This is a genomic window from Paraclostridium dentum, assembly GCF_012922555.1.
In the GTDB taxonomy this organism is placed as follows: domain Bacteria; phylum Bacillota; class Clostridia; order Peptostreptococcales; family Peptostreptococcaceae; genus Paraclostridium; species Paraclostridium dentum.
The window spans coordinates 894,557-919,924 of record NZ_WIPK01000001.1; the positions used below are offsets into that span (position 1 = coordinate 894,557).

The 25,368-nt window shown below is 28.5% G+C and carries 27 protein-coding genes; 9 read left to right on the forward strand and 18 right to left on the reverse strand.

Annotated features, from left to right (window positions below):
• Positions 1-14 precede the first annotated feature (14 nt).
• The 3 genes from GFJ41_RS04300 to GFJ41_RS04310 all read right to left on the reverse strand — a co-directional run bounded on the left by GFJ41_RS04300 (position 15) and on the right by GFJ41_RS04310 (position 2,525).
• Positions 15-920 carry an HD domain-containing protein gene (locus GFJ41_RS04300; RefSeq protein WP_035116034.1) on the reverse strand — a complete coding sequence of 302 codons (906 nt, stop codon included), beginning with the start codon at positions 918-920 and terminating at the stop codon, positions 15-17.
• A gap of 178 nt (positions 921-1,098) precedes the next feature.
• Positions 1,099-2,004 carry a DUF4097 family beta strand repeat-containing protein gene (locus GFJ41_RS04305; protein ID WP_170074703.1) on the reverse strand — a complete coding sequence of 302 codons (906 nt, stop codon included), beginning with the start codon at positions 2,002-2,004 and terminating at the stop codon, positions 1,099-1,101.
• Between the two features lie 251 nt (positions 2,005-2,255).
• Positions 2,256-2,525 carry an ArsR/SmtB family transcription factor gene (locus tag GFJ41_RS04310; protein ID WP_021430732.1) on the reverse strand — a complete coding sequence of 90 codons (270 nt, stop codon included), beginning with the start codon at positions 2,523-2,525 and terminating at the stop codon, positions 2,256-2,258.
• Positions 2,526-2,684: 159 nt separating this feature from the next.
• On the opposite strand from GFJ41_RS04310, the gene GFJ41_RS04315 reads away from it, so the two are divergent.
• Positions 2,685-3,221 (forward strand): deoxycytidylate deaminase, encoded by a 537-nt coding sequence (locus GFJ41_RS04315; protein WP_021430733.1) that lies wholly within the window; start codon positions 2,685-2,687, stop codon positions 3,219-3,221.
• A 42-nt stretch (positions 3,222-3,263) separates the two neighbouring features.
• On the opposite strand, the gene surE is transcribed toward GFJ41_RS04315, so the two are convergent.
• From surE to GFJ41_RS04360, 9 genes are all read right to left on the reverse strand, one after another.
• Positions 3,264-4,022, reverse strand: coding sequence for a 5'/3'-nucleotidase SurE (surE, locus tag GFJ41_RS04320; protein ID WP_170074704.1), 759 nt, complete (start codon positions 4,020-4,022; stop codon positions 3,264-3,266).
• Between the two features lie 19 nt (positions 4,023-4,041).
• Positions 4,042-4,914 carry a MurR/RpiR family transcriptional regulator gene (locus GFJ41_RS04325; RefSeq protein ID WP_021430735.1) on the reverse strand — a complete coding sequence of 291 codons (873 nt, stop codon included), beginning with the start codon at positions 4,912-4,914 and terminating at the stop codon, positions 4,042-4,044.
• Positions 4,915-5,045: 131 nt separating this feature from the next.
• On the reverse strand, positions 5,046-6,296 hold the full coding sequence (gltS, locus tag GFJ41_RS04330) for a sodium/glutamate symporter (protein WP_021430736.1): 1,251 nt from the start codon (positions 6,294-6,296) through the stop codon (positions 5,046-5,048).
• Between the two features lie 241 nt (positions 6,297-6,537).
• Positions 6,538-7,077: a 2-oxoacid:acceptor oxidoreductase family protein gene (locus GFJ41_RS04335; protein WP_021430737.1), complete on the reverse strand. Its 540-nt coding sequence runs from the start codon at positions 7,075-7,077 to the stop codon at positions 6,538-6,540.
• An 18-nt stretch (positions 7,078-7,095) separates the two neighbouring features.
• A complete protein-coding gene (locus GFJ41_RS04340; RefSeq protein WP_021430738.1) occupies positions 7,096-7,908 on the reverse strand; it encodes a 2-oxoacid:ferredoxin oxidoreductase subunit beta in 813 nt (270 codons plus the stop codon).
• Positions 7,890-9,038: a 2-oxoacid:acceptor oxidoreductase subunit alpha gene (locus tag GFJ41_RS04345; protein WP_035116019.1), complete on the reverse strand. Its 1,149-nt coding sequence runs from the start codon at positions 9,036-9,038 to the stop codon at positions 7,890-7,892. Before GFJ41_RS04345 ends, GFJ41_RS04340 begins: the two co-directional genes overlap by 19 nt.
• 18 nt (positions 9,039-9,056) lie before the next feature.
• Positions 9,057-9,254, reverse strand: a complete 198-nt coding sequence (locus tag GFJ41_RS04350) for a 4Fe-4S dicluster domain-containing protein (RefSeq protein ID WP_021430740.1) — start codon at positions 9,252-9,254, stop codon at positions 9,057-9,059.
• A gap of 404 nt (positions 9,255-9,658) precedes the next feature.
• The gene (gene mnmM / locus GFJ41_RS04355) at positions 9,659-10,243 is read right to left on the reverse strand and encodes a tRNA 5-(aminomethyl)-2-thiouridylate-methyltransferase MnmM (RefSeq protein WP_081949226.1); all 585 of its coding nucleotides are present in this window, start codon (positions 10,241-10,243) and stop codon (positions 9,659-9,661) included.
• 15 nt (positions 10,244-10,258) lie between these two features.
• Entirely contained in the window at positions 10,259-10,975 is a 717-nt protein-coding gene (locus GFJ41_RS04360; RefSeq protein WP_035116013.1) for a pseudouridine synthase, read from the reverse strand.
• A 155-nt stretch (positions 10,976-11,130) separates the two neighbouring features.
• Here GFJ41_RS04360 and GFJ41_RS04365 point away from each other — a divergent pair, with 155 nt between their 5' ends.
• Complete coding sequence (locus tag GFJ41_RS04365; protein WP_052169133.1) at positions 11,131-12,225, forward strand: AI-2E family transporter; 1,095 nt, start codon at positions 11,131-11,133, stop codon at positions 12,223-12,225.
• 43 nt (positions 12,226-12,268) lie between these two features.
• Here GFJ41_RS04365 and GFJ41_RS04370 read toward each other — a convergent pair whose 3' ends face one another.
• The 5 genes from GFJ41_RS04370 to GFJ41_RS04390 form a co-directional block, all read right to left on the reverse strand.
• Entirely contained in the window at positions 12,269-12,880 is a 612-nt protein-coding gene (locus tag GFJ41_RS04370) for a hypothetical protein (protein ID WP_035116010.1), read from the reverse strand.
• Positions 12,881-12,995: 115 nt separating this feature from the next.
• Complete coding sequence (locus GFJ41_RS04375; RefSeq protein ID WP_035116007.1) at positions 12,996-14,366, reverse strand: MATE family efflux transporter; 1,371 nt, start codon at positions 14,364-14,366, stop codon at positions 12,996-12,998.
• A 13-nt stretch (positions 14,367-14,379) separates the two neighbouring features.
• Positions 14,380-14,799: a MarR family winged helix-turn-helix transcriptional regulator gene (locus tag GFJ41_RS04380; protein ID WP_035116004.1), complete on the reverse strand. Its 420-nt coding sequence runs from the start codon at positions 14,797-14,799 to the stop codon at positions 14,380-14,382.
• A 141-nt stretch (positions 14,800-14,940) separates the two neighbouring features.
• Positions 14,941-16,590, reverse strand: coding sequence for a hypothetical protein (locus GFJ41_RS04385; protein ID WP_035116001.1), 1,650 nt, complete (start codon positions 16,588-16,590; stop codon positions 14,941-14,943).
• Between the two features lie 110 nt (positions 16,591-16,700).
• Entirely contained in the window at positions 16,701-17,264 is a 564-nt protein-coding gene (locus GFJ41_RS04390) for a hypothetical protein (protein WP_035115998.1), read from the reverse strand.
• A gap of 381 nt (positions 17,265-17,645) precedes the next feature.
• Between GFJ41_RS04390 and GFJ41_RS04395 the strand changes: the two genes are divergently transcribed.
• A complete protein-coding gene (locus GFJ41_RS04395; RefSeq protein ID WP_170074705.1) occupies positions 17,646-17,810 on the forward strand; it encodes a hypothetical protein in 165 nt (54 codons plus the stop codon).
• A 19-nt stretch (positions 17,811-17,829) separates the two neighbouring features.
• Here the strand turns inward: GFJ41_RS04395 and GFJ41_RS04400 are convergent, their stop codons facing one another.
• Positions 17,830-18,390, reverse strand: coding sequence for a TVP38/TMEM64 family protein (locus GFJ41_RS04400; protein ID WP_035115996.1), 561 nt, complete (start codon positions 18,388-18,390; stop codon positions 17,830-17,832).
• Positions 18,391-18,655: 265 nt separating this feature from the next.
• Between GFJ41_RS04400 and GFJ41_RS04405 the strand changes: the two genes are divergently transcribed.
• From GFJ41_RS04405 to GFJ41_RS04430, 6 genes are all read left to right on the forward strand, one after another.
• A complete protein-coding gene (locus GFJ41_RS04405) occupies positions 18,656-19,516 on the forward strand; it encodes a YitT family protein (RefSeq protein ID WP_035115993.1) in 861 nt (286 codons plus the stop codon).
• Positions 19,517-19,573: 57 nt separating this feature from the next.
• Positions 19,574-19,966: a lecithin retinol acyltransferase family protein gene (locus tag GFJ41_RS04410; protein ID WP_052169132.1), complete on the forward strand. Its 393-nt coding sequence runs from the start codon at positions 19,574-19,576 to the stop codon at positions 19,964-19,966.
• Positions 19,967-20,323: 357 nt separating this feature from the next.
• On the forward strand, positions 20,324-21,727 hold the full coding sequence (locus tag GFJ41_RS04415) for an alanine/glycine:cation symporter family protein (protein ID WP_170074706.1): 1,404 nt from the start codon (positions 20,324-20,326) through the stop codon (positions 21,725-21,727).
• A 105-nt stretch (positions 21,728-21,832) separates the two neighbouring features.
• Positions 21,833-22,648 carry an alpha/beta fold hydrolase gene (locus GFJ41_RS04420; RefSeq protein WP_035115987.1) on the forward strand — a complete coding sequence of 272 codons (816 nt, stop codon included), beginning with the start codon at positions 21,833-21,835 and terminating at the stop codon, positions 22,646-22,648.
• Between the two features lie 444 nt (positions 22,649-23,092).
• The gene (locus GFJ41_RS04425) at positions 23,093-24,538 is read left to right on the forward strand and encodes an amino acid ABC transporter substrate-binding protein/permease (protein ID WP_052169131.1); all 1,446 of its coding nucleotides are present in this window, start codon (positions 23,093-23,095) and stop codon (positions 24,536-24,538) included.
• A complete protein-coding gene (locus GFJ41_RS04430) occupies positions 24,539-25,276 on the forward strand; it encodes an amino acid ABC transporter ATP-binding protein (protein WP_170074707.1) in 738 nt (245 codons plus the stop codon).
• Positions 25,277-25,368: the final 92 nt, after the last annotated feature.

The window sequence follows — 25,368 nt, forward strand, 5'->3', positions numbered from 1 at the left end:
CCCTTTCTAAGAGTTTATAGATATAATCGCGTGTCTAATCTTCTATCATAATCAGACCATCCATCATTTTGTGATTTTTCTTTAATCTGATTAATCTTATTCATAGTTGCATCTATCCCATCTGCAAAGTTTATTATAAACGACTCTTCCATGTTACATTCTCTAGGAGATCCATATTCAAGTTTTCCATGATGTTGTATTATACACCCTTTAACTCTTCTTATAAAATCTTCACTAAACTCATAACTTATTTCATTTATAGCTTTGTCTATCATTTGAACACCTATTGCTATATGCCCTTCTAGCTCACCTTGCAAAGTATACTTAAATGGACCTTTGTAATCTAATTCATAAAGTTTACCTATATCATGAAGTTTCGCTCCTAATATCGCTATCTCTTTATTCTTACAATTATATCTATCACAAAGTATCTTGGATAAGTACATAACTCCAAGAGTATGTTCTGCTAAACCTCCTATGTAGTTATGATGCATTGATACCCCACCTATTCCCTTTTTAAACTTGTCCAAAAATTCTTCATCTTTAAAAAAGTAATCATTTAAGACTTTAGCTTCTTCAGATTTTATAAATTCATCACTTATCTCTTCTATCTCTTTTAAAATATCTTGAATAGGTCTCTTTACTTTTGGTAAATAGTCATCTAATTCATAATCAGACTCTATTATTCTTACGCTTTTAACTTCATCCATAGTCGGTTCTTTTTTACTCTCTATCTCTATAACTTGACCTGGTTTTAACCTAAATTTATTAGATATTCTCGCTTTAATTTCTTCACTTCTATCTGTAAGTATATACGTTGTCATATTGCTATCTTTATGTATTTTTTTCATTACCATTAATGATGTTTTAAAATTTTTATTCATATCTATATCCTTTAGAAATTCCTTTTTATGAGTCATGTTATCCTCCTTTTAAATCATATGTATTTTAAGTTATTTTAAAGTTATTATTTACAAAATATATAAAGTATATTAATTCGTCTACATTTTATAATTTATCCAATATTTCTAGTAAGTATAATTTAATTAGCATAAAAAAAGTACTTAAGTCTATTTATTGATTTAAGTACTTTTTTATCTATTTAAATTTTAAATTTATATTTCCAGAGTTACATTTTAAATTCATATTAAATTCGGATTTATTGTCTTTTGTAAACTTTCTACTTTTAACTTCATCATTTATAATTATATTCCCACTATCAGTCTTCAAATTATAGTTATATTCAGCTTCATTTTTATCTATATCAAGCTCAATATTTCCTAAATTATTAGAAACATTAATATTGCCTAAAATTTTACCTTTAAATTTAGTATGTCCCAAATTATTACTCAGTTCTAAATTTTCCTTTATACTACTGTTTAATATATTTATGTTTCCCATATTACTCTTAAATTTGGAATCTAGGCTATCTAATTCATTTACATTTATGCTCCCTGTTGCAGTTATAATATTTAATTTTTCTACTTTGCATTTATCTATGTTTATATTTCCTGTATCACAACTTAAATCCATATTATCTACATTGAGTTCATTTAAGTGTATGTTAGATATATTTGACGATGCACTTAAATTATTTAATTTTGACCCTTTAGGTATATATATCCTGATACTACTATCTTTATTATTTTTATAGTATTCTAAGTTGTATGTATCACTTTTAATTTTTTCTTCTTTTATACTCAAAGTTTCATTTTCTACTTTATATTTTATTTTTATATAATCCTTTTTATATTTTAAATCTAATTTATACTGATCTGATGGTATGATTTCAATATTATTTAAATCTGTTTCTATATTTATATTTTTAAATTCTTCTATTTGTTTACTATCAACTAAATATTCTTCATTAGTAGAATTATCGCTATCTATAATTTTTTTATTTTCTATAAATACATTTTTGTTAAAAGCATACCCCATTCCAGTAAATATAAATCCAACTCCAATAGCAAGTACACATACCTTAACTATAGTTTTTATTTTCATATTTACAACTCCTTTGTTAGTTTATATCCAAAATATTTAATAAAATATATTTTAAATTTCAACTAATATTAATTTTAGAATTTTATTTTATCCAATTTATACTTTAATATATCCTAAAATATACATGCCTATTACTTTATATATTCCATTAATATTATTTTATTACAGTTAAACAAAATAATTGTAAATGCCTGAGTAAAGTTTAATAATATAAAAAATATAACTGTCTCAATTTTGAGGCAGTTATATTTTTACTTTAAAATTTCTTCTATTATATTTTCGTTTAACACATTCTTTAAAGTTTCTTTATTTATATCATAATAATTCCATTTTCCTTGAGAAATTTTGACTATAAGATTATTATCAAGTAACAATTTTAAATGATATGACAGTTTTGACTGAGAAAGTTCAAACTCATCTACTAACTTACACACACAAGTGCTACCTTTTTTATTTAAAGTTCTAAGTATCTCTAACCTTTTTTTATCAGCTAGAGCTTTAAATATCTCTTCATAACTCATATACTATATTCCTCCAAATACTTTTTCTTTATATATATTATAACACTTATTTACTAAAACTTATATTGTACACTCAATAATTTGCAAAATAAGATATTTATTTATAGATTTATACGTTTATGGTATTATTATAATATCACGTTTTAGAAGGAGGCTTTTATGAGGATACTATTTACAGAGTGGGCTATGAATATAGCTGAGCAAACTAAAGTTAGAAGTACTTGTGTATCTAGGCAAGTAGGGGCAGTTATATGCATGGATAAGCAAATAATAAGTACAGGTTATAATGGAGCTCCTTCTGGGGCTATTCACTGTACAGATATAGGATATTGTGAGAGAAGAAAAAGAGGTATACCTTCAGGCCAAGGTCTTGAATTATGTAGAGCTGGTCATGCAGAGGCTAATGCAATTACACAATGTGCTAAAAATGGAACTAGTTGTAATGGTGCAGTTTTATATGTAACAACTCAACCTTGCGTGTTTTGTTGTATAGCATTAATACAAGCGGGAATTAAAAAAGTTGTATTTAAAGGAGAATACCCTACTGGACTAGGTCTTCAACTATTAGAAGAATCTGGTGTTGAGTATATAAAGTATGAAGATGAGCTTGAGAGCGAAAGAAAATCTGTTGAATTAAAACAAAAAGATGAAGCAAAAAGAATCGAAGAATTTTTATCAAAACCAAAAAGATATTAAAAATAGGTGTACAATGATTTTTTAATTATTGTACACCTATTTTTATAATAAATTTATATTGTTTAAAACATCAATTTTTTTATAATTAGTCATATCTATGTTTACTGGAGTTATAGAAATATATCCCTCTTCTATAGCTTGTATGTCACTATCTTTTTCCTGCTCAAGTTTTCTTACTTTACCACCAATCCAAACATATCTTTTGCCATAAGGACTTTTTCTTTCCTCTATGACATTATCATACTCCCTTATACCTAATTTAGTTATTTTGTATCCTTTAATATCTCCATTTGGTATATTTATATTTAAAATACAATCAGTAAATATATTCATTTTACCTGTTAAGCTTTCAACTATGTTTTTTACATAAATAGAGGCATTTTTGTAATTATTACTTGATACATCAAATCCATCATACGATATAGCTATTGACGGCTTTTTTTGTATAAGTCCTTCAATAGCTGCTGAGACAGTACCTGAATAAATTACATCAGTCCCTAAATTAGCTCCATTGTTTATTCCACTTAAAACCAAATCAATTTCAATATCTTTTAAAATTGATTCAATTCCTACTTTGACGCAATCAGCAGGGGTTCCACTTATAGAGTACGATGTTATTTTATCTGATATATTCTCTTCTTTAATCATTATAGGATCATGAATTGTTATAGCATGACCCGTAGCACTTCTTTGAGTATGAGGAGCGACAATATAAACATTCGCTATATCACTTATAGTTTTAGCAAGTTCTAAAATTCCATCAGCATAAATACCATCATCGTTAGTGATTAATATATTCATATATACCTCCTAATTTATTTTATTCGTATACAGAGAACTTCTCCCAAATTTTTTCTAAATCATCAAAGTATTCTTTTATATCATCTTTTTCTTTCATTCCTATAGATACTACAAGAGCATTCGATAAGCTAAGTGCCGGAACAAGAGAATCAACAAATGATGCCATATTGCTTTTTACTAAAAGTGTTGTATCTGCAACCGTAGCAATTGGAGCAAACAGACTATCTGTCATAGATATAATGTGTGCGCCCTTACTTCTTGCATAATCTACTACTTGATAGCTTTTCTTTGAATATCTAGGGAAGCTTATTGCAACAACAACATCTTCTTCTGTTATTCTTACAACCTGTTCAAACGCATCTCCCATATCCATCCTTATAATATGAACATTATCTAATATGATGTCTAAATAAAAGCCTAAGTATTGAGCTATACTAAACGAACTTCTCATACCTAGTATATATATTTTTCTAGCATTTAAAAGCTTATCAGAAGCTTGTTGGAACATTCTTTCATCTAAGTTTTCTAAAGTATCCTTTATATTGTCTATATCACTTTTTAAAACTTTACTTAAAATCTTGCAGTCATCTGAATACTCCTGATTCATTTCTACTCTTTGTACAGTTGTTAACTTATTTTTTATAAGTTCCTGAAGAGCATCTTGTAGTTTTGGATATCCTGAAAATCCTAAAGCATTTGCAAATCTTACTACAGTAGACTCACTTACTCCAACTTCTTCTCCAAGTTTAGATGCAGTCATAAATGCAACTTTATCATAACTTGATATTAAATATTGGGCTATAAGTTTTTGACCCTTACTAAGTCTTGGATATTGCTTTTGAATGTCATCAATTAGTTGTTTGCTATCTTTAAAATCTTTAGTTTCGTTCATTTTTTTCTCCTCATAATTACTAATGATTTATTTATATTAAGCTATAAGCCTTTTTTACATTTCACATAACTATATTATACCATCTTTTGCTACATTTTTTAAACAATATATAAGTTTTTTACATTATTTATTTATAGCAAATTTATAAATGTAGTTATAACTGCAGAATTGAAGAATTCTATAAATAAAGCTCCAACCAATGGTAAAATAAAAAACGCACTTTGACAAGGCCCAAACTTACTTGCAACTGATTCCATATTGGCTATTCCATTTGGAGTAGCTCCCATTCCAAACCCACAGTGCCCTGCAGCTAATACTGCTGCTGTATAATCTTTTCCCATTATTCTAAATGTTACAAAATATGCAAATAAAATCATTAAAATAGTTTGTATACTTAATAAGATTATTATAGGTACTGCTAAATCTACAAGCTCCCAAAGTTTTAAACTACACATTGCCATTGATAAAAATAAAGATAAGCAAATACCACCAATACTAGAAAGTTCATTTTCAGGAGTTTTCCATACTCCTTTTACATCTGATAAATTTCTCATTATAGCTGCAATTAACATAGCACCTATGTAACTCGGCATAGTAATTCCTACACTCGAAAATCCTGCTGAAATTAAAGTTCCTAATCCCATAGCTACTATAATTTGTATAGCTCCACTTACTAAACTTTGCTCAGACAGTTTAGGTAAGTTAACTTCACATGCGCTTGCATCAGAGTCTAATCCTGCAGCTTCTAATTCTATTAAATTATCATACTCATCATCTTTATTTCCTAAATTGTATTTTTCTACTAATCTGTTTGCAATAGGTCCCCCTATAATACTTCCAGCAACTAATCCAAATGTTGCACATGCCATAGCTATACTAAGAGCTCCATTCAGTCCCTGAGCCTCCATAAGAGGTCCAAATGCTCCAGAAGATCCATGTCCACCTGTCATTGATACTGATCCTGCTATAAGTCCAAGTAAAGGATTAACACCTATAGCTTTTGCCGATAAAATACCAATTATATCTTGAGACAAAACTAATAAAACTGCAACAATTAAAAACTTTATTACCCCTAACCCACCTTTTTTTAGAGCTTTAAAACTTGCTGTGAATCCTACAGTTGTAAAAAAGGCTGTCATTAAAATCCCTTGTAGCGTCGTATCAAACACTATAGCAATTACACCTGTCTGTCTTAAAACAAATGATATAATCGCAAAAGAAAATCCACCTACAACTGGTGCTGGTATACAATATTTTTGCAATATACTAACCTTAGATTTGATAAAAGATCCTATAAGAAGTACTATTGTTGTAAATGCAAGACTTTGAACCATATCTAAATTCATTGTCATCATCCCTAATTCTTTTGATAATTCAAACATACGCATCCCTCCTAAATTATATAAAAAACAACTAAATACCTTTTGAAAAATAATTACAATATTAAAAAATAAATTTTAAATGATTCGTGATATTTTTTTACTTCTTTTGATTTTATTTTCTGAAAATTAACGTTATTTTTTTTCGTATTTCAAATTATACCATAAATCGTTTTGAAATACGAAATCTTTTTAATATTTTTTGTTTTTTAATGAAAAGAGAAAGGAAGATTCCTTTCTCTTTTTAATATGCATAACTAACTAATGATCTTCCTAGTTCGAAAGCGTTTTCATTAAGTTCTTCTGTTCCTTTCGGAACTCTAGCTAATATAGCTTTTTTTAACATTTCCTTATCTACACCTTCTATTGTTTCACTTATAACACCTAGTGCTACAATGTTAGCTACCATAATTTTTCCTAATTTTTCCTTACTACTATCTATGATAGGAACTTTAATTACTTTTGCATTTTTTGTGTCTATATTTTTTTCATCCACAGTAGAATCTATAATAATAATTCCATCATTTTTTATAGTATGTGAATACTCATCAAAAGATTTTTGAGTTAAACTCAATAATATATCAGCTTCTCTGACCTTTGGGAAATTAATTTCTCCATCACTGATTATAACTTCAGCTTTACTTGCTCCACCTCTAGCTTCGGGACCATATGATTGAGTTTGAACAGAGTTTAAGTTTGATAATATAGCTCCTTCTGCAAGTATTATACCAGCTAAAATCAGTCCTTGTCCTCCTGATCCACTAAGTCTTATCTCTTTTCTCATATTCATTTCTCCTTATAATCATTTCACCCTATTTATTATTTTTTTATATTCCTCTGTATACTCTGGCATTTTTTCACTTTTAAATACACCAAAGAATTGTTTATTTTCAAGTTTTTCTTCAGGCAATTTATCTTTTAGTGCTATATCAACATAATTATCTTTTAAAATATTCATTAGTGCTACAGCTGAGCCCTTTTTATTTTTTCTACCATAGTAAGTAGGGCACAAACTCATACCCTCTATGATAGAAAATCCCTTGTGAATTATACCTTTTTTTATGTATTCTATCATTTGTTTTGCATGATATGCAGTTCCTCTAGCTACAAATGTAGCACCTGCCCCCTTAGATAACTCACATATATCAAACGGTTTATCAATATTACCATAAGGCGCTGTTGTAGCAAAGTCATTAGTATTAGTAGTTGGTGAGTACTGGCCTCCAGTCATACCGTATATATTATTATTAAAAACAATTGTAGTTATATCTATGTTCCTTCTACACGCATGTATAAGGTGATTACCACCTATTGCTGTACAGTCTCCATCTCCAGTTACAACAATTACATGCATATCTGGATTTGCAAATTTTACACCTGTAGCAAACGGTATAGCTCTACCGTGTGTTGTATGCAAAGTATTAAAGTCTAAATATCCAGATGCCCTAGATGAACATCCTATACCTGATACTACACATACGTTATCCTTATCTAAACCTAATTCGTCTATAGCAACCGCAATAGATCTCATAAGGATACCATGTCCACATCCAGGACACCATATATGTGGTAACCTATTTGCTCTAAAATTATTTTCTACAACGCTACTTGGCATTTTACCACCTCCATAACCTTATCAACTATATCTTCCGGTGTTATAATTTCTCCATTATATTTATTAATTCCAACTATATTACAATCACTATCGCAAACTCTTTGAACCTCTTGTATCATTTGTCCATAATTCAGTTCAGGAACATATATATTTTGTACGTGTTTGCTTAATTCTTTAACCTTTTCTTCAGGGAATGGCCAAACTGTTTTTATAGTAAATAATCCAGCTTTAACCCCTTTGCTTCTTAATGTATCAACTGCATCTTTTGTACATCTACTCATACATCCAAAAGTTATAAATAACTCTTCGCAATCGTCCATCTTGTATTGTTCATAAAGTAATATATCGTCTAAGTTTTTGTTAATTTTATCCATTAATCTATCCATAAGTTTTTTTGTTTGTGCTGTGCTATTTGTTGGGAATCCTGTTTCATCGTGCATAAGACCTGTTACGTGATATCTGTATCCATCTGAGAAGTTTGCCATTGGCGGCACTAGAGTTGTTTGATCATATATTTTGTATTCATCTTTGTTTGCTTTAACTTTTTTTCTATCATATATTTCAAGTTCATTTTCATTAGGTAATTCAACCTTTTCTCTCATATGTCCTATAACTTCGTCTAATAACAATATTACAGGAGTTCTATATTTTTCTGAAAAATTAAATGCCTTAACTGTTAAATCAAAGGTATCTCTAACACTCGTTGGAGATAATGCTATTATTGGATGATCTCCATGAGTTCCCCACTTAGCTTGCATTAAATCTGCTTGTGCTGGAGATGTAGGAAGTCCAGTACTAGGACCACATCTTTGTACATTTACTATCACACATGGAATTTCTGCAAGTGATGCATATCCTATATTTTCTTGTTTAAGTGAAAACCCTGGTCCACTAGTTGCAGTCATCGATTTGAGTCCTGTTAAAGAAGCCCCAATCGTTGCTGCCATGGATGCAATTTCATCTTCCATTTGTATAAATTTGCCACCAACTTTCGGTAACATATATGATGAAATTTCAGCTACTTCGGTAGATGGTGTTATCGGATAACCTGCAAAGAATTTCATCCCAGCATATAATGCACCATGTACACAAGCTTCATTTCCTTGTAACAATTTTACTTTTTTATGCATAACTCTCTACCCCCCTTATTATTTTTCATCCTTAGATATATAAATAGCATAATCTGGACATCTAAGTTCACATAATCCACAAAGTATACATTTTTCTATATCTTCTACAGAGATTATATTATTCTCTAATTTTAAAACTTTTTTAGGACAGTATTCTACACAAATACCGCAACCTTTACACCAATTAGTATCTATTGTAAGTTTTCCTTTTTCCAAACTTATCCCCCCCTACAACTTTTACTTTCTCTTTAATAGTAGCTATTTTTTCTGCCAATTGCAATTATTATTTCATTTTCACGATGTTTCCTATATTTTTGCAATTTTGCTATGCAAACTTTCATACTTATAGCTCTGTATTATTATATTTTTTAAAATTGAATTATAATCAAAGTATAAGTTCATTGATATTATCCAATTGTTATATACTTAACTTTCTGCACTTAAATGTCCTTCTAAAACGTAAAAAAGAATTTTTTTTATATATACTTTCAATATAAATCTAAAATAATAGCTTTTTTCTAAGATTTTGTAGTTTTTTTTCAAAAATATATTGTATACATATAAAAAAAATAAAAAAGTAATGAGTTAGAAACTTCTAACTCATTGCTTTTTTATTTTTTTTATATGTAGTTATTCTTTTTTTCTATCATTATTAATCTTGGAGGATGATTTATTTGATTTACAAAGTTACAATTCAGTACACTATATTCACTTTGATCTAGTTTACTTACATATCCAAATACTTCATCGCACTCTTCCATACCACCTTCATGTCCTGTATAAATAGCTATACTTACAACCCCATTAGGTTTTAACAATTCTAAGCTTTTTTTAATAGCTTCTAATGTTGTTTCTGGTTTTGTTATAACTTGATGTTTAGCTCTTGGCAAATATCCTAAGTTAAACATAACACAACTTACCTCTTTGTTTACATACATGTCCATATTTTGATGACCATCTAAAATTAAATTTACTCTATCTATAAGTTCTGCTTTTTCCAATCTTTTTTTTGTACTTTTTATAGCTTCTTCTTGAACATCAAAACTATATACAAAGCCATTTTCGCCTACTTTTTCTGCAAGATATTTTGTATCATATCCATTTCCCATAGTAGCATCAATTACTATATCGCCTTCGTTTATAACATCTTCTAATAGCACCTTATTTAAGTCAGTTACTTTAGTTAAATATTTTACTTTCATCATTTCTCTTCAATCCTTTTACTTTAATTTCTTTAAATAATTTACCTCGTCATTAGTTAAATATCTGTATTGACCTATCTCCACATCCTTTAATACAATTTTACCCATAGCTTTTCTTCTTAAGTTCATAACAGGATGATTTATAGCCCTGCACATTTTTCTTACCTGTCTATTTCTACCTTCATGTATTTTTATTTCACAAACAGCGTAATTTTTTTCAATATTTTTTTTAACTATTTTTATCTTAGCAGGAGCTGTTTTGTAATCTTCTATATATAATCCTTTTTCAAAATTGTTAATTTCAGATTCATTTGGAATTCCTTTTACTGTCGCAACATAAGTTTTATCAACTTCATGCTTAGGATGAGTCAATTTATATGTCAAATCCCCATCATTAGTTAACAGTAGTAATCCACTTGTTTCATAGTCTAACCTTCCAATTGGATAGACTCTAGCTCCCACACCTTTTATTAAGTCTATAACACTTTTTCTGTCAAATTGATCTTTTACAGTTGTAACATATCCTTCAGGTTTATTTAGCATAATATATACTAATTCTTCTTCTAATCCAATTGCCTTTCCATCTACTTCTACCTTATCTTCAGCTTCATTTATTTGAAATGATAATTCATTTACTATTTTTCCATTTACTTTAACACGATTTTCAATTATCAATTCTTCTGCTTTTCTTCTTGATGCAATTCCACAAGATGCTATATATTTATTAATTCTCATAATTATCTCCTTAATTTCTTTATTTCTTCACATTAGATTATTATACTATATTTTTTTTAATAAAATAAAATAAATTTACCTTTTTATATTATTTTATTTTATTAATTGGAAAAATTAATAATAATATACAAGTACTAATAAAAGAGGTGTGTGATTTGATTTCAAGAGATAATATTAAATATTGTATATTTGTAGCCTTCATATCTATATTGATTTATAAGGCTATAGATAACCCTGCAGTTTTTATATCTAGTATAAACGACTTGTTTAAGTTTTTAAGTCCTTTTTTATTAGCTGTATTAATGTGTTTACTTTTAAATCCTGTTATTATGTTTTTAGAAAAAAAATTCAAGATGCCGAGGCTTTTAAATATATTTATTTCATATTTTTTTATATTTTTATTTTTTTGCTTTTGTATAAATTTAATAATGCCTTCATTGATAGATACACTGAACACTTTAATAACAGAAATACCAAACTATACACTAAAGATAGATGCCCTTTTAAATAAATATGTTTCTAATAATCATTCATTTGATAGCATTTTGCCTCATATACAAGCGCATTTAGATTCAGCTTTAAAGCACGCTGTCAAAATGTTAAATACAATTTCTTCAGACTTTTTAATATATATTTTCAGCATAACATCTATAATTTTTAATATTATAATGGGTATTATTTTATCTATTTATATACTTTGTGATAAAGAAAATATTTTAAAAAATCTAAAAAACTTATTATATTCAACTTTTTCAAAAAAAAGAGCCAATGCAATAATTGAATTCTTTGATATAATAAATAAAATTTTTTATCATTATATCATAGGTAGTTTAATTGTTTCTTTGGTTGTCGGAATAATAACATTCATAGGATTTAAATTCTTTATAAATATAAAAGGTAGTTTATTCTTATCTTTTATAGTATTTATAACTAATATGATTCCTTATTTTGGCCCATTTATAGGAGCTTTGCTTCCAATACTTATGACTTTATCATACAGCCCTATAAAAGCTCTTTGGGTTGCTATATTTTTACTTGTACTTCAACAAGTCGATGGTAACCTAATTGCTCCAAAAATCATGGGCGAATTTGTAGGGCTTCATCCACTTTGGATAATATGTGCTGTATTAATAGGTGGTGCTTTATTCGGATTGATAGGAGTTTTCTTATCCGTTCCAGTAGCAGCTGTAATAAAAACATATTTAGATAAATATATTGAAAAAAGTTTAAACATACCAAAATCTGAATAGTAAAAAATAAAAACGTCTAAAGTTAAATTTAGACGTTTTTTAATTATAAATATTTTATTAAATTTTCTAGTTTTATATCAACTATTTTTACATTTTCATTAATAGACATCAATCTTTTTTGATCAAAATTATTATCTTGTGATATTAACAAGACTTCGGGCACTTCATAAAAAGGTATTGTTGAATTTAAAATTTTCGCATGCAAGTTTTTATATTTACTCATTTTAAATACCTCTGTTAATTTGATGTCTATAAGCTTTTGTTTTAATTTTTTATCTTTATCTATATATTCAATGTATATATCATATTTATCTTTATCTACCGTTACATTTCTGTAAAATCTTTTTATTTCATAGCCTGAAGATTCCATCTTTAAAACTATCTCTGAGCCTAGTATAACTTTTAAAAGTTCTTTTCCTTTATATGTTTTGCCTCCATTTAAATAATAAATTCCTGAACTATCTTTATACTCCCCATAGACTACATTGCATGGATATTTTTTAAGAGTAAACTCTCTACACATTTTTCTTAGAGTTTTTTTGTGAGGAGATTTCATTATTTTTCTTTTTTTAGAAAAAAACTTATTAAACTGTTGCTCTGTTGCACATCTAACTTGGCTCATTAAAACCAGTATCTCCTTTTCCATACTTACCATTATGCTGTTCTCCTTGATGTATATTGTGACAAGTCTTAATTTATTATATTAAACACATGCAATAAAATTTACACTTTAATAAAAAAAAGCATAGACATGTGTCTATGCTTTTACTTTATATTGTTATTTCTTGTTCTTTTACTTTAACTTTTTTATAACTTTTTAATTCTCTATATAATATAATCGCAGTTATAGCTGTTGCTAGAAAGTCTGCAACTGGTTGTGCATACCAAACCCCATCTAGACCAAAGAATTTTGGTAATACTATTATCATAGGTATTAATATTATAACCTGTCTAAGCAAGCTAAGAACCATTGCCATTTTAGCTTTTCCTATAGATTGAATATAGTTAGATCCTGTTATAGATATTCCTATTATAGGCATCATTAATAAGTATATTCTAGCGCCTTTTACTGATATTTCCATAAGTTTAGGATCTTTATTAAACATACCTACCATAACTTCTGGTATAGTTTGAATTATTAGCCATCCTGTTGTAAGTATTACTATAGCAGCTAAAGCTGATAGTTTAAATGTTTTATTAGCTCTATCATACTGCTTAGCTCCAAAGTTAAATCCTATTATAGGTTGAGCTCCTTGGTTCAATCCAAATATAGGCATTAAGAATAGCATAGAAATAGATGATATAGTAGCCATAGCACCTATAGCTAAGTCTCCTCCATAAGTTTTTAGTGCATTGTTAGATATAACTTGAACTAAACTTGTAGCTATTTGCATTGCAAATGGTGCAGATCCTATAGCAAATATCTTTTTAACTAAAGAACTGTCTAATTTTAAACTTGATTTATGGAATTTTAAATTAGATTTTCCTCTAACATAATATAAGAATCCCCATATAGCCGTTACTATTTGTGATACAACTGTTGCAATAGCCGCTCCTTGTATCCCTAAGTGGAACCCAAATATTAAAATAGCATCTAATACAACATTTGTTAAACATCCCACAATCATTATAGTTGCTGCTAATCTAGGGCTTCCATCACCTCTTATAGTATTATTTAATGTATATCCTAACATATTAAACATACTTCCAGCTAAGATTATATATATATAATCTTTCGCATATTGAAGTGTAGCTTCACTTGCTCCAAACACCTTAAGTATCGTATCTCCAAATATAATTCCTACTACACTAATTATAAGTCCAATTATAACAGATAACTTTATAGCATTTCCTATAATCTTTTCAGCATCTTCTTTTTTACCTTGGCCTAACTTTATAGATATATTAGTTGTAGCACCTATACCCACAAGCATAGCAAAGGCTAGCATTATTGTCATTATCGGTAAACATACTCCAACTCCAGTTATTGCAAGCGGACCTACTCCAGGTATGTTACCAATAAATATTCTGTCTACTACGTTATATAATGCATTTACTAGCATTCCTATAATAGCAGGCACAGAATATGTTAATAAAAGTCTTGGTATTGAGTGATTTCTCAATTCTTGTTCATTTTTCATAAATTGTCCTCCTTTATATTGTCATACATATTTTTTGTAAAAGCGTCCTCACTAACTTGCTTTCTTCTTCCGTTAAGTTAGTTGTCATATAAACTTCCCATTTTGATAAAACTTCATATATAATTCCTTTTACACTTTTTCCTTTATCAGTTAGATATAATTTATAAGCTCTTTTATCAATTTCATCTTTTTCTCTTGTTAAGAAACCTTCTTCTTCTAACTTTTTTATAGCCCTCGCAGTTGTTCCTTTATCTATATTAAGAGTTTCCGCTAAATCTTCTTGACTTCTTCCATCTCCTCTATATAGTTCTAATAAAAACATAAATTGGCCAGCCCCAACTCCCAATCCACTTAACTCTTTAGATATGAAAGATCCTCCTTTTCTATGAATTTGAGAGATATATCTTCCAATATAGTTACAATCCTTCTTCACATTAAAATCCCCCTATCATAAAGATAGTATCAATTTAGTTGCAATAACAACTAAATTAGTATACAACAAATTAGTTGTTATTGCAACTATTTTTACAAAAATAAAAAACTACATATATATGTAGTCTTTTATTTGTTATCTTTACTTTTCGGGTTTACTTTCTTCAGCTTTTGCTTGATTTATACTAATATTATCAAATTCAATTAATTCTATCAACCCTTTTTGCTCTTTATCATAACCGATTTTTACATTGTCGCCTTCTTTTGTTAAAGGAACTTCATGAGAAACTTTAGAAGTTACAACAAATATAGAGTCATTCATTCCTTCTATTGTAAGGTAATATGCAGTATTACCATCTATTACATCTGAGTTTATTCTTTGTACTATACCCGTACTTTCTTGTTTAGTATCATCACTTGCAAGCTCTACAGTATTTCCTTTTGATTTTAATTGCTCTCTATAGCTTCTAAAAGCATCTTCTTTGTTATCACCTATTCCAACTATATTAAAATCTTCTACAGAAACAAAAGCAACCATCTTAACTAATCCTGCCTTATCTTTTAAAGACATTACATATGTAGGTTTCCCTAATATATTATAAACAACGGGGAATGTTGCCTCATAATTTTTTTCTTGTACCTTACCTGTTGCAGATACCATAGCTGCGGTTTCTGTTGCTCCTGGTTGTTTATACAGTTTAGCTTCTTTAGTTCTAGTGTCAACTAGCATAAATCCTATAGTTGAATCATCTCCTCCTGCAGAAGTTATACCTGTATACCAATATGATTTTCCATCTTCACCATATACTAATGATGTTCCTTCCGTAGCTACTAGTACACCTTTTTCAGATATAACAGCATTTAAAAATCCACTTACAAATTTACCCCAATCATTTATTTGCTTAACTATAAATTCTTCTGGTTGTATCCTATCTATCCACTTTGGAGCATCTTTTATATCATAACTTTTAATTTCACCAGTCTGAGTATCTACAGTTGCTATTCCTATGGCATTTTGACCTCCATATCCAACAGCATTTTCATATAATGAAACTACCCAATAAGGTTTGCCATTATCATCTACTTCTAATGTAAAATCTGTCATCCCTACATTAGTATATCCTTTTAAATACATGTGTCTTCTTAAGTCTTGATGTAAGTAAGCTTCAGGTTGATATACTATTTTTATAGGTTTTCCATCAACCTCTTGAACAAGTCTAACATCTTGTGGGTTTGTAGCTGATACTCTTACATATCCGCTTGTCCCTTTTATATTCGTAATCCATTTTATTGCATCTCTATGTACTAATGGTGCTACCCAACATAATTCTCCATCTACATTTTGAATATGAAACTTTCCAAGTTTCGATACACTACCTATAGCAGGTACTTCACCTAATTTTTTATCCCCTAATTTCATAGCCATATCTTCGTCTACTAATCTAATTTCATTTGCATTCACAGGGCTTACATCTTTTGCAAAGTTACTTTCCTTAACATCTCCTATTAAATTTCTATATGCTTTTGAGTGTAATACCGGTGACGATGTTAAAAATGGCACTACTATAATGTAAGCTATTAACACTGCAGCTATTGAGAAGTTTCGTTTAGCTAACTTTGATGTTTGCTCTCCTTTATCAAACATCATATCTAGTACTCCAGCTATTACGAAAAATATAACTAGTGTTGAAAATAGCGAGGTAAAATCTAATCTAAGTACAGGTAATTTTATTATTGCATATATAGCTACCATTACCAACGCTATTCCATACGTTTTTAAAATTTTTTTCATTTATTACTCCTTCCTAATTTTTAAAATATTTGTAATATTTGTTAATATTAATTATAACCATTTTTTGTAAAAAAATAAATACTCCTTAAAATTATAAGGAGTATTTATCTTTATACACTACTTAAACTATATTCAAATATTTTTTCTTTTGCTCTATATTCACTTAATAATCCTTCATACTCAAGTGTCAAATCCTTATGATTAAAGAAGTCATTTGGCTTAATTGCACATGATGGCTTCTCAAATAAGTTTATCCCACTATCTTCTAACATATCTGCTACAAAGTGAGAGCACACATATTTATTCTCAGCTTCTCTAGGTTTGTTTCTAGATAAATATAAAAGTGCTAAAACATCATAATCATATTTATCTCTGTTTGCACTTATATTTAATATATTTTTATATAAATTGTTGTATTGTTCATTAGTTACATATAATGAGTATACTCTACATCTAGTATTCGTTTTTATAGCATATAAACCTTCATTTATATTTTCCTCTACAAATCCAGCAAATAAAGGTGTTTTTGGATTTAATCTTCCAAATGAATACATAGGTCTTAAATACTCATTAAGAGCTATAGATACGTGTGCATAAGGAGTTTTAGATATACTTTTTATTAAGTAAGAAAGAGCAGTTCCTGTATATGTTGTTACTATATATATCTTCTGCATTATTTAACCCCCCAATGTCTTGCTTATAATAATATTTATGATAACTACTCTATTTTATCACCATTTTAATCAAACTTCAAATATTGTTTTTGTAATTTTTTAAATTTTAATTTATTTACATTAAAAATATTAAACTTCAAAATAATTGTTATAAATTGTATTTAAAGTTAATTTTTAATGTAAAATATAAAATTCAATTTTATTTATTCCATTGTTTTATAAATTAACTTATCTTTTTTAATACTTTGTCTAAACATGTCTCATTTTTAATCAACTTTAATATAATATAGTATACTAAGTTTGAAAAAACATTTTTTATTACTTTTTAAATTTTATTTGAATTAAACTTTACTTTTTAAAATCTTATTAGGAGGCATTATAATGAAGCTTACACAAGAACAATTAATACTTAAAAGAGATAATAGATGTATAGAGTGCGGATGCAAATTAAACGGTTTATCATACTCTACTTACTTTGAACAAAATACAAACGTGAAAAATTCCAAATCTGACTTATGTCCGAATTGTTTATCAAATAAAAAATAGACTATACCTTTGTATAGTCTTATTTTACGCTATTGATTCTTTTATTTACTTTGTTTCCTAAAATCCAAAACACTAAAACTAATATTATTAATGACGCAACTTTTAAAGGATCTGTTATAAAAGTTTTTATATCATTTCCTATGTAACTTATAACTAAGAACATAATAAATTTACCCAGTATCATCCCCGGTACAAAATTACTCAATTTCATCTTTGATATTCCAGCGGTTATAGTTATTAAAAAATCAGGTATAAAAGGACATAAATAAACTATAAACATCATGCTAAACCCCTGTCTTTTTACCCACTTCTTAAATTTATCTACTTTTTCGTTATTTATTCTTTTTATGAACTTAGAATCTGAAAATTTCCTACAAATCAAAAATAAAACTATCGATCCTATAACTGATCCAAGCCAAGATACCGAAAATCCAAGTCCTATTCCCAAAACAAACGCATTAGCTCCTACTATAGCAACAAGTGGTAATGCCGGTATAAAAGTTTCTACTATTATTATTATAAATCCTACTGCAGCCACTAATAATTTATATTCTTGTAAGCTATATATTATTTGTTCCATATATTAGCACCTACCTAATCTAGACTTTATCTATAAGTTTTATATTTTTTATAAAATTAAATTTATATTTTTTATACTTATTATTATATTCAAACTTAATATATATATTTAATAAAATCAGATTTAAAAATATTTTTTAATATTAATTTATTATTTCAAATTATTTTAAAATTTCCACTAATGGAAAACATATTCCCTTTATAAGTATAATTTTGTTATACTATACTCTATGGAATCATGCCAAATATTTTTGCGAGGTGTTTTTATGAAGAAAAACGTTTTTAAGGATTTTTTATTTCAGTCTTTAGGACTGGTGGTTGGATGTATTTTTATGAGTATAGGAATAAATATGTTTTTTAAACCCTATACAATTGCACCTGGAGGACTTAGCGGTCTTTCATTAGTATTAGGAAAACTTACAGGTCTTCCTATACCTGTTGTAATGCTTGCTATAGGTATTCCTTTAGTAATATTTTCAATTAAGATATTAGGAGTTAAGGATTCGATAAAAACTCTTATTGGAATGACTGTATTTTCTATAATATTAGGTGTTACATCTTCACTATCTAATTTTGATGTAACAAAAGATGTTCTACTATGTTCTATATCAGGTGCCTTATGCCTTGGTATTGGACTTGGTATAGTACTAAAAATGGATGCTTCTACAGGAGGAACAGATCTTATTGCACTTATGCTAAATAGAGCTTTCCCAAGTGTCCCTCTTTCAAAGTTTATGGTTATATTAGATGGTATGGTTGTTATATCTGCTGGTATTGCTAGTAAAAATTTAGAAACAGCACTTTACTCAGGAGTAGCACTTTACATTATAGTTAAAATAGTTGATGCCATAGTTTCTGGTCTTAATTACTCAAAAGCATTTATGATTATATCTAATGAGTCTGATATTTTAAGAGATGGTATAACTAAGGAACTTGATAGAGGTGTAACTTTCCTTCAAGGTAAAGGAGGATATACTAATGAAGATAAAAATGTTTTACTAGTAGTGGTTTCTAAAAAACAAGAAGTTCATCTAAAAAAAGTAATAAAAAATATAGATCCATCAGCATTCATAATTGTTAGTGATGTTCATGAAGTTTTAGGCCGAGGATTTAAATCAATAGCATAGTAACATTCTCCTCTTAAAATCATAATTTACTTATATATGATTTTAGGAGGATTTTTTATGTCTAATGCTAATTATGGAGACTTAATATGTTCAGATCATGTATTGTATAAGCATTTTGGCATATATATAAATGAAGATTGCGTTATACATTATGATGGAAAAATAGATGATAAATTTTTACGTAAGATGTGTATTAGAAAAACTAATATGGATAGATTTTTAGCAGGTAATGAAAACTTCGAAGTTTGTAAGTTTAAAAATAATTTCACAGAACCTTGTGAAGTTGTAAAAAGAGCTAATTCTCGTATTGGAGAGCAAAACTTCAATATAATTTTTAATAACTGCGAACATTTTGGCCATTGGTGTAAAACTGGAGTTAGTAAGTCCAATCAAGTTGATTTCATAATTTTAATTATAATTTTCACTATATTATTGAATTACTCTTTATAGTTATAAAGAGTTTTTTTATTAATAGGTTTATTTATTTTTGCTTTATTTATATAAATTGCAATTTATATTGCAGATAAAAATAAACAGATATACAATATAATTGAAATACCTTTTTATATTTAAATTTTTTCAATATCATTTCAAATTTAATCTTTAAACTAAATCCTTAAATTTTTAATACTTACATTATAAAAACTTATATTTTAAAACACATATTACTTTAAATTATTGTGTTATCACAGAGTTTTTCTATTTTTTGATTCATAACTACATATTGAAAAATTCTTTGATATATATTGTGCGTACTTTTCACTTAAAATAGTATGCAAAATAAAATAGCGAAGGGGTTGTGTTATATTGGAGTTACTAACAAAAATCGTAGAATCTGTAAATGGTGTTTTGTGGGATAAGAATATTTTGCTATTCTTACTTGTCGGAACAGGTGTGTGGTATACATTCCAATTAAAGTTCATCCAAATTAGAGGTTTTGGAGAAGGTTTTAGAAGAACTTTCGGTGGCTTATTTAAAAGGGGTGAAAAAGCCGATAAAGATGGAATGTCTCAATTTCAATCTTTAGCAACTGCAATAGCTGCTCAAGTAGGTACAGGTAACTTGGCAGGTGCTGCTACTGCGATAGCTGTTGGAGGCCCTGGTGCAATATTTTGGATGTGGGTCAGTGCATTTTTCGGTATGGCAACAATTTATGCCGAAGCAACAATGGCTCAAAAATACAAAAGAATAGGTGCAGATGGTACAGTAACAGGTGGTCCTGTTTACTATATAGAAGCCGCATTTAAAGGTAAATTTGGTAAAGTTTTAGCTAGCTTTTTTGCTGTATTTATCATATTAGCATTAGGATTTATGGGAAATGCAGTTCAATCTAACTCTATAGCAGATGCTTTTGATACAGCATTTGGTATAAGTCCGGCTGTTATAGGTATAATTTTAGCTATACTGTCTGTTTTAATATTCTCTGGTGGAATAACTAGAATAGCAAAAGTTACAGAAACAATAGTTCCAATTATGGCATTATTTTATATTATAGGTGCGTTAATTGTAATATTAGTTAATTTCAAAAACATTCCTTTAGCTTTTGAAGAAATATTTGTAGGAGCTTTTGCACCTCAATCAATAGCTGGTGGTGTTGTAGGAGCTACTATTCAAAAAGCTATGAGTAAAGGTGTGGCTCGTGGATTATTCTCTAATGAAGCTGGTATGGGTTCTACTCCTCATGCTCATGCAGTTGCAAAAGTTGACTACCCTTCAGAACAAGGATTCGTCGCTATGATGGGAGTATTTATAGATACTTTTGTTATATTAAATTTAACTGCTTTAGTTATAATTACAACACGTTCAGTTACTCCAGATGGATCTCTTATAGGGACTGCTCTTACTCAAGCTGGATTCTCATCAGTGTTTGGTAAGTTCGGAGATATATTTATAGCTATTTGTATGTTCTTCTTTGCATTCTCTACTATAATTGGATGGTACTTCTTCGGAGAAGCTAATATAAAATATTTATTCGGTACAAAAGCTGTTAAGATATACGTAGTACTTGTAGCTATTTGTGTTTTCCTTGGTACATTAGGTGAAGTATCAATAGTATGGACAATGTCAGATATGTTTAATGGATTGATGGTTATACCTAACTTAATTGGTCTATTAGCTCTTACTGGAGTTGTTAAATCCGTTCATAACGATTACATTCGTATAAACGGTGGAATTAGTAGTAAAAAGAAAAAGAAAAATCCTACCACATAGGTTTATATAATAAAAAGCACTCTAAATGAGTGCTTTTTTTAATTCATTAACAAATATATACAAACTACCATAATATATAAGGACAACATCTACGGGAGATATATTATGAAATATTTTATTAAAGTCGAAAAAAATGTAAGGTTATTTGTTGAGGATATAAATAAGGATTCAGAAAAAGCAATGTTATTTGTTCACGGTTGGCCTTTGAACCACCGTATGTATGAATATATAATTGAAAACTTTGCACAAAAAGGATATAGATGTATAGCTATAGACCTTAGAGGATATGGAAAATCTGATAAACCTTCATCAGGTTATGATTATGATAGAATGGCTAAAGATATAAGACATATAATTGAAGCTCTCAAACTAGAAAACATCACTTTAATGGGTCATTCTATGGGTGGTGCAATCTGTTCACGATATATGGCTAAATTTAATGGTTACGGAGTTTCTAAGCTCTGCTTACTTAGTGCTGCCGTTCCTAAATGGGTAAAATCTATTAGTTGGCCATATGGATATACTATAGACCAAGTAAATAGTATTATAGATAATTTTAAAAATGATAGACCTAAGGCAATAAGAACTACATCTGAATCATTTTTCTATAAATTCACTAGCCAAGGAATATTGGATTGGTTCTTTGACATGTGTTTAGAAGCTGCTGGTTGGTCTAGTGTAAATTCACTGTATGCACTTAGAGATGAAGAACTATTTAATGATCTATCTAAAATAAAGGTACCTACTCTAATATTGCATGGTGTACATGACACCGTGTGTCCATATTCTTTTGCTGAATATATGAGGGATACCATAGAAAATTCTACTCTAGTTTCTTTGACCGATGGAGGTCATGGAGCTTTTTATGAGTGTAGGAATGAAATAAATAAATCTCTTGAAGATTTTATAAATATTGATTAACTTCATCTAAAAAATTATAAAATAAAAGCACTTAACATATGTTGCGTGCTTTTATTTTATAATGGATAACTTTTATACAACTTTTCAAATTCTAACTTCTTTATTTATCGCGCCTTATTCTTATTTCAAAATTTAAATTTGTATTTACTTAAATGTTAAATCTTTGTAAACTAAAATATTATTAAATCCAATCTTTATTCATCCGAATAATAAATCAAACTTCATATTAAATTCATTAAAGTTAGCAACTTCAACTATTAAACCTTATTTTTAAATATTTCTTATACCCATACCCTACATATATTTATATAACCTACACACATTTTATGTAAAATCCAAACAAAAATTTTTGTTGAGTTTTGTTATATATTATGGTTTAATATTCAATTATAAACATTTCAGAAAATTCATTTAAATGACAACATATTTTAGGAGGTTTTCACTTTGAGAAAAAAACATTTTATTTTTAGTTTTATATTTTTTATAACCTTAACTTTATTTTTGAGCATCACTCCTCAAAAAACATATGCAGAAGGTAGAAAATATAAAGTTGGTACAGATTTAACATTCGCTCCTTTTGAATTTCAAAATGATAAAGGAGAATACATAGGTATTGATATTGATTTACTAAATGCAATTTCCAATAATCAAAATTTCACTATCGATTTAAAACCATTAGGATTCAATAGCTCTGTTCAGGCTGTTCAATCAGGTCAAGTAAATGGTATGATTGCCGGAATGAGCGTTACAGAAGAACGTAAAAAAAGCTTTGATTTTTCTGATTCATATTTTACAGGTGGTATATCTATGGCCGTTCGCAAGGACAACACAGATATTACGTCTTATACTGACTTAAAAGGTAAAGTGGTTGCGGTAAAAACCGGAACAGTTAGCGCTAATTATGTAGATAAAATTAAAGATAAATATGGGTTTACAATTAAATCATTCGACTCAGCTGATGCCCTTTATGATGTTATAAACGTAGGAGGTGCCGATGCTATATTTGATGACTACCCTATCATTGATTATTCAATTACAAAAGGTAAGCCTTTAAAAAGAGTTGGTGATATACAAGAACGTTGCGAATATGCCTTTGCTGTAAAAAAAGGTACTAATAAAGAGCTTCTACATATGTTTAATGATGGTTTGAAAGAATTAAAAAACACTGGAGAGTACGATAAAATTATTAATAAGTACACGTCAACTACTCCTATTTCAAGTAATGATAATACAATTGATGAATCAACTTTTGTTGGATTAATAAAAAATAATTACAAAGCTTTATTGAGCGGGCTTGAAAAAACTTTAACTCTAACTCTTATATCATTTGGCTTTGCTATGATATTAGGAATAATTTTCGGCCTATTCAGTGTTTCACCGTTAAAACCATTACGTATGTTATCTGCTTTCTATGTTGATGTTGTTAGAGGTATACCACTACTTGTATTAGCATTCTTTATTTTCTTTGGAATTCCAAATATAACAGGAAAACCTATGAATGAATATGTAGCTGGTGTTATAACATTAACCCTAAATGCTAGTGCTTATATAGCAGAAATTGTACGTGGTGGTGTAGGAGCTGTACCAATTGGTCAAATGGAAGCTGCACGAAGCCTTGGTTTTTCTTATACTAAGACAATGAGAAAAATCGTACTTCCTCAAGCAATAAAAATTATGATTCCTTCTTTTGTAAATCAGTTTGTAATATCACTAAAAGATACAACTATATTATCTGCTATAGGTCTTATCGAGCTACTTCAAACAAGTAAAATTATAGTTGCTCGTACGTTACAAAGTTCTCAGGTTTACTTGATTACAGCAGTTATATACTTAGTTATAATTACACTACTTACAAAACTTGCTAAGGTATTAGAAAGGAGATTTAGATAAATGAACACAAAAATATTAGTTAACAAATTAGAAAAAAAATATGGTGACCATCTAGTGCTAGATAAAATAGATGTATCCATCAAAGAAAAAGATGTTGTATGCGTTATAGGCCCTTCTGGTTCTGGTAAAAGCACATTTCTACGCTGTTTGAATAAACTAGAAGAACCAACTAGTGGACAAGTGCTAGTTGATAAGTTTGACTTAACAGATAAAAACACTAACATAAATAAAGTAAGACAACATATAGGAATGGTATTTCAACAGTTTAATTTATTTCCGCATTTATCAGTCTTAGATAATATTACACTAGCACCTATAGATATAAAAGGTATGGATAAAAACAAAGCTGAAAAAAGAGCTATTAAATTATTAGAGTCCGTTGGTCTAGCTCATAAAAAGGATGCCTATCCAGACTCTTTATCTGGAGGACAAAAACAAAGAGTCGCTATAGCCCGCGCACTTGCTATGGATCCAGATATAATGTTATTCGATGAACCTACATCTGCTCTTGACCCAGAAATGGTTGGAGAAGTCCTTCAAGTAATGAAAAGTCTAGCAAAGCAAGGTATGACCATGGTAATAGTTACTCATGAAATGGGCTTTGCTAAAGAAGTAGCAAATAGAGTAATATTTATGGATGGAGGTCATATTTTAGACGATGGTTCTCCTGAACAAGTATTTAATAACCCGAAAAGTAAGAGAACTGCCGATTTCTTAAATGTTGTTTTAAATGTATAAATAATTTCATTGATATAACTTGGTATCAAGTAAGAATAATTTATACTAACATGGAAATCATAGTCGTATACTAAATTTTAAAAGGAGAATAA

What these genes read in the sequence shown, in the direction of transcription:
- GFJ41_RS04300 (WP_035116034.1), bottom strand. Translation starts at nt 920, where the DNA reads ATGACTCATAAAAAGGAATTTCTAAAGGATATAGATATGAATAAAAAT.
- GFJ41_RS04305 (WP_170074703.1), bottom strand. Translation starts at nt 2,004, where the DNA reads ATGAAAATAAAAACTATAGTTAAGGTATGTGTACTTGCTATTGGAGTT.
- GFJ41_RS04400 (WP_035115996.1), bottom strand. Translation starts at nt 18,390, where the DNA reads ATGGAACAAATAATATATAGCTTACAAGAATATAAATTATTAGTGGCT.
- GFJ41_RS04345 (WP_035116019.1), bottom strand. Translation starts at nt 9,038, where the DNA reads ATGCATAAAAAAGTAAAATTGTTACAAGGAAATGAAGCTTGTGTACAT.
- GFJ41_RS04395 (WP_170074705.1), top strand. Translation starts at nt 17,646, where the DNA reads ATGAAGCTTACACAAGAACAATTAATACTTAAAAGAGATAATAGATGT.
- GFJ41_RS04385 (WP_035116001.1), bottom strand. Translation starts at nt 16,590, where the DNA reads ATGAAAAAAATTTTAAAAACGTATGGAATAGCGTTGGTAATGGTAGCT.
- GFJ41_RS04315 (WP_021430733.1), top strand. Translation starts at nt 2,685, where the DNA reads ATGAGGATACTATTTACAGAGTGGGCTATGAATATAGCTGAGCAAACT.
- GFJ41_RS04370 (WP_035116010.1), bottom strand. Translation starts at nt 12,880, where the DNA reads ATGGTAAGTATGGAAAAGGAGATACTGGTTTTAATGAGCCAAGTTAGA.
- GFJ41_RS04410 (WP_052169132.1), top strand. Translation starts at nt 19,574, where the DNA reads ATGTCTAATGCTAATTATGGAGACTTAATATGTTCAGATCATGTATTG.
- GFJ41_RS04390 (WP_035115998.1), bottom strand. Translation starts at nt 17,264, where the DNA reads ATGCAGAAGATATATATAGTAACAACATATACAGGAACTGCTCTTTCT.
- gltS (WP_021430736.1), bottom strand. Translation starts at nt 6,296, where the DNA reads ATGTTTGAATTATCAAAAGAATTAGGGATGATGACAATGAATTTAGAT.
- GFJ41_RS04335 (WP_021430737.1), bottom strand. Translation starts at nt 7,077, where the DNA reads ATGAGAAAAGAGATAAGACTTAGTGGATCAGGAGGACAAGGACTGATT.
- GFJ41_RS04420 (WP_035115987.1), top strand. Translation starts at nt 21,833, where the DNA reads ATGAAATATTTTATTAAAGTCGAAAAAAATGTAAGGTTATTTGTTGAG.
- GFJ41_RS04325 (WP_021430735.1), bottom strand. Translation starts at nt 4,914, where the DNA reads ATGAACGAAACTAAAGATTTTAAAGATAGCAAACAACTAATTGATGAC.
- GFJ41_RS04360 (WP_035116013.1), bottom strand. Translation starts at nt 10,975, where the DNA reads ATGAGAATTAATAAATATATAGCATCTTGTGGAATTGCATCAAGAAGA.
- GFJ41_RS04405 (WP_035115993.1), top strand. Translation starts at nt 18,656, where the DNA reads ATGAAGAAAAACGTTTTTAAGGATTTTTTATTTCAGTCTTTAGGACTG.
- GFJ41_RS04310 (WP_021430732.1), bottom strand. Translation starts at nt 2,525, where the DNA reads ATGAGTTATGAAGAGATATTTAAAGCTCTAGCTGATAAAAAAAGGTTA.
- GFJ41_RS04430 (WP_170074707.1), top strand. Translation starts at nt 24,539, where the DNA reads ATGAACACAAAAATATTAGTTAACAAATTAGAAAAAAAATATGGTGAC.
- mnmM (WP_081949226.1), bottom strand. Translation starts at nt 10,243, where the DNA reads ATGATGAAAGTAAAATATTTAACTAAAGTAACTGACTTAAATAAGGTG.
- surE (WP_170074704.1), bottom strand. Translation starts at nt 4,022, where the DNA reads ATGAATATATTAATCACTAACGATGATGGTATTTATGCTGATGGAATT.
- GFJ41_RS04375 (WP_035116007.1), bottom strand. Translation starts at nt 14,366, where the DNA reads ATGAAAAATGAACAAGAATTGAGAAATCACTCAATACCAAGACTTTTA.
- GFJ41_RS04340 (WP_021430738.1), bottom strand. Translation starts at nt 7,908, where the DNA reads ATGCCAAGTAGCGTTGTAGAAAATAATTTTAGAGCAAATAGGTTACCA.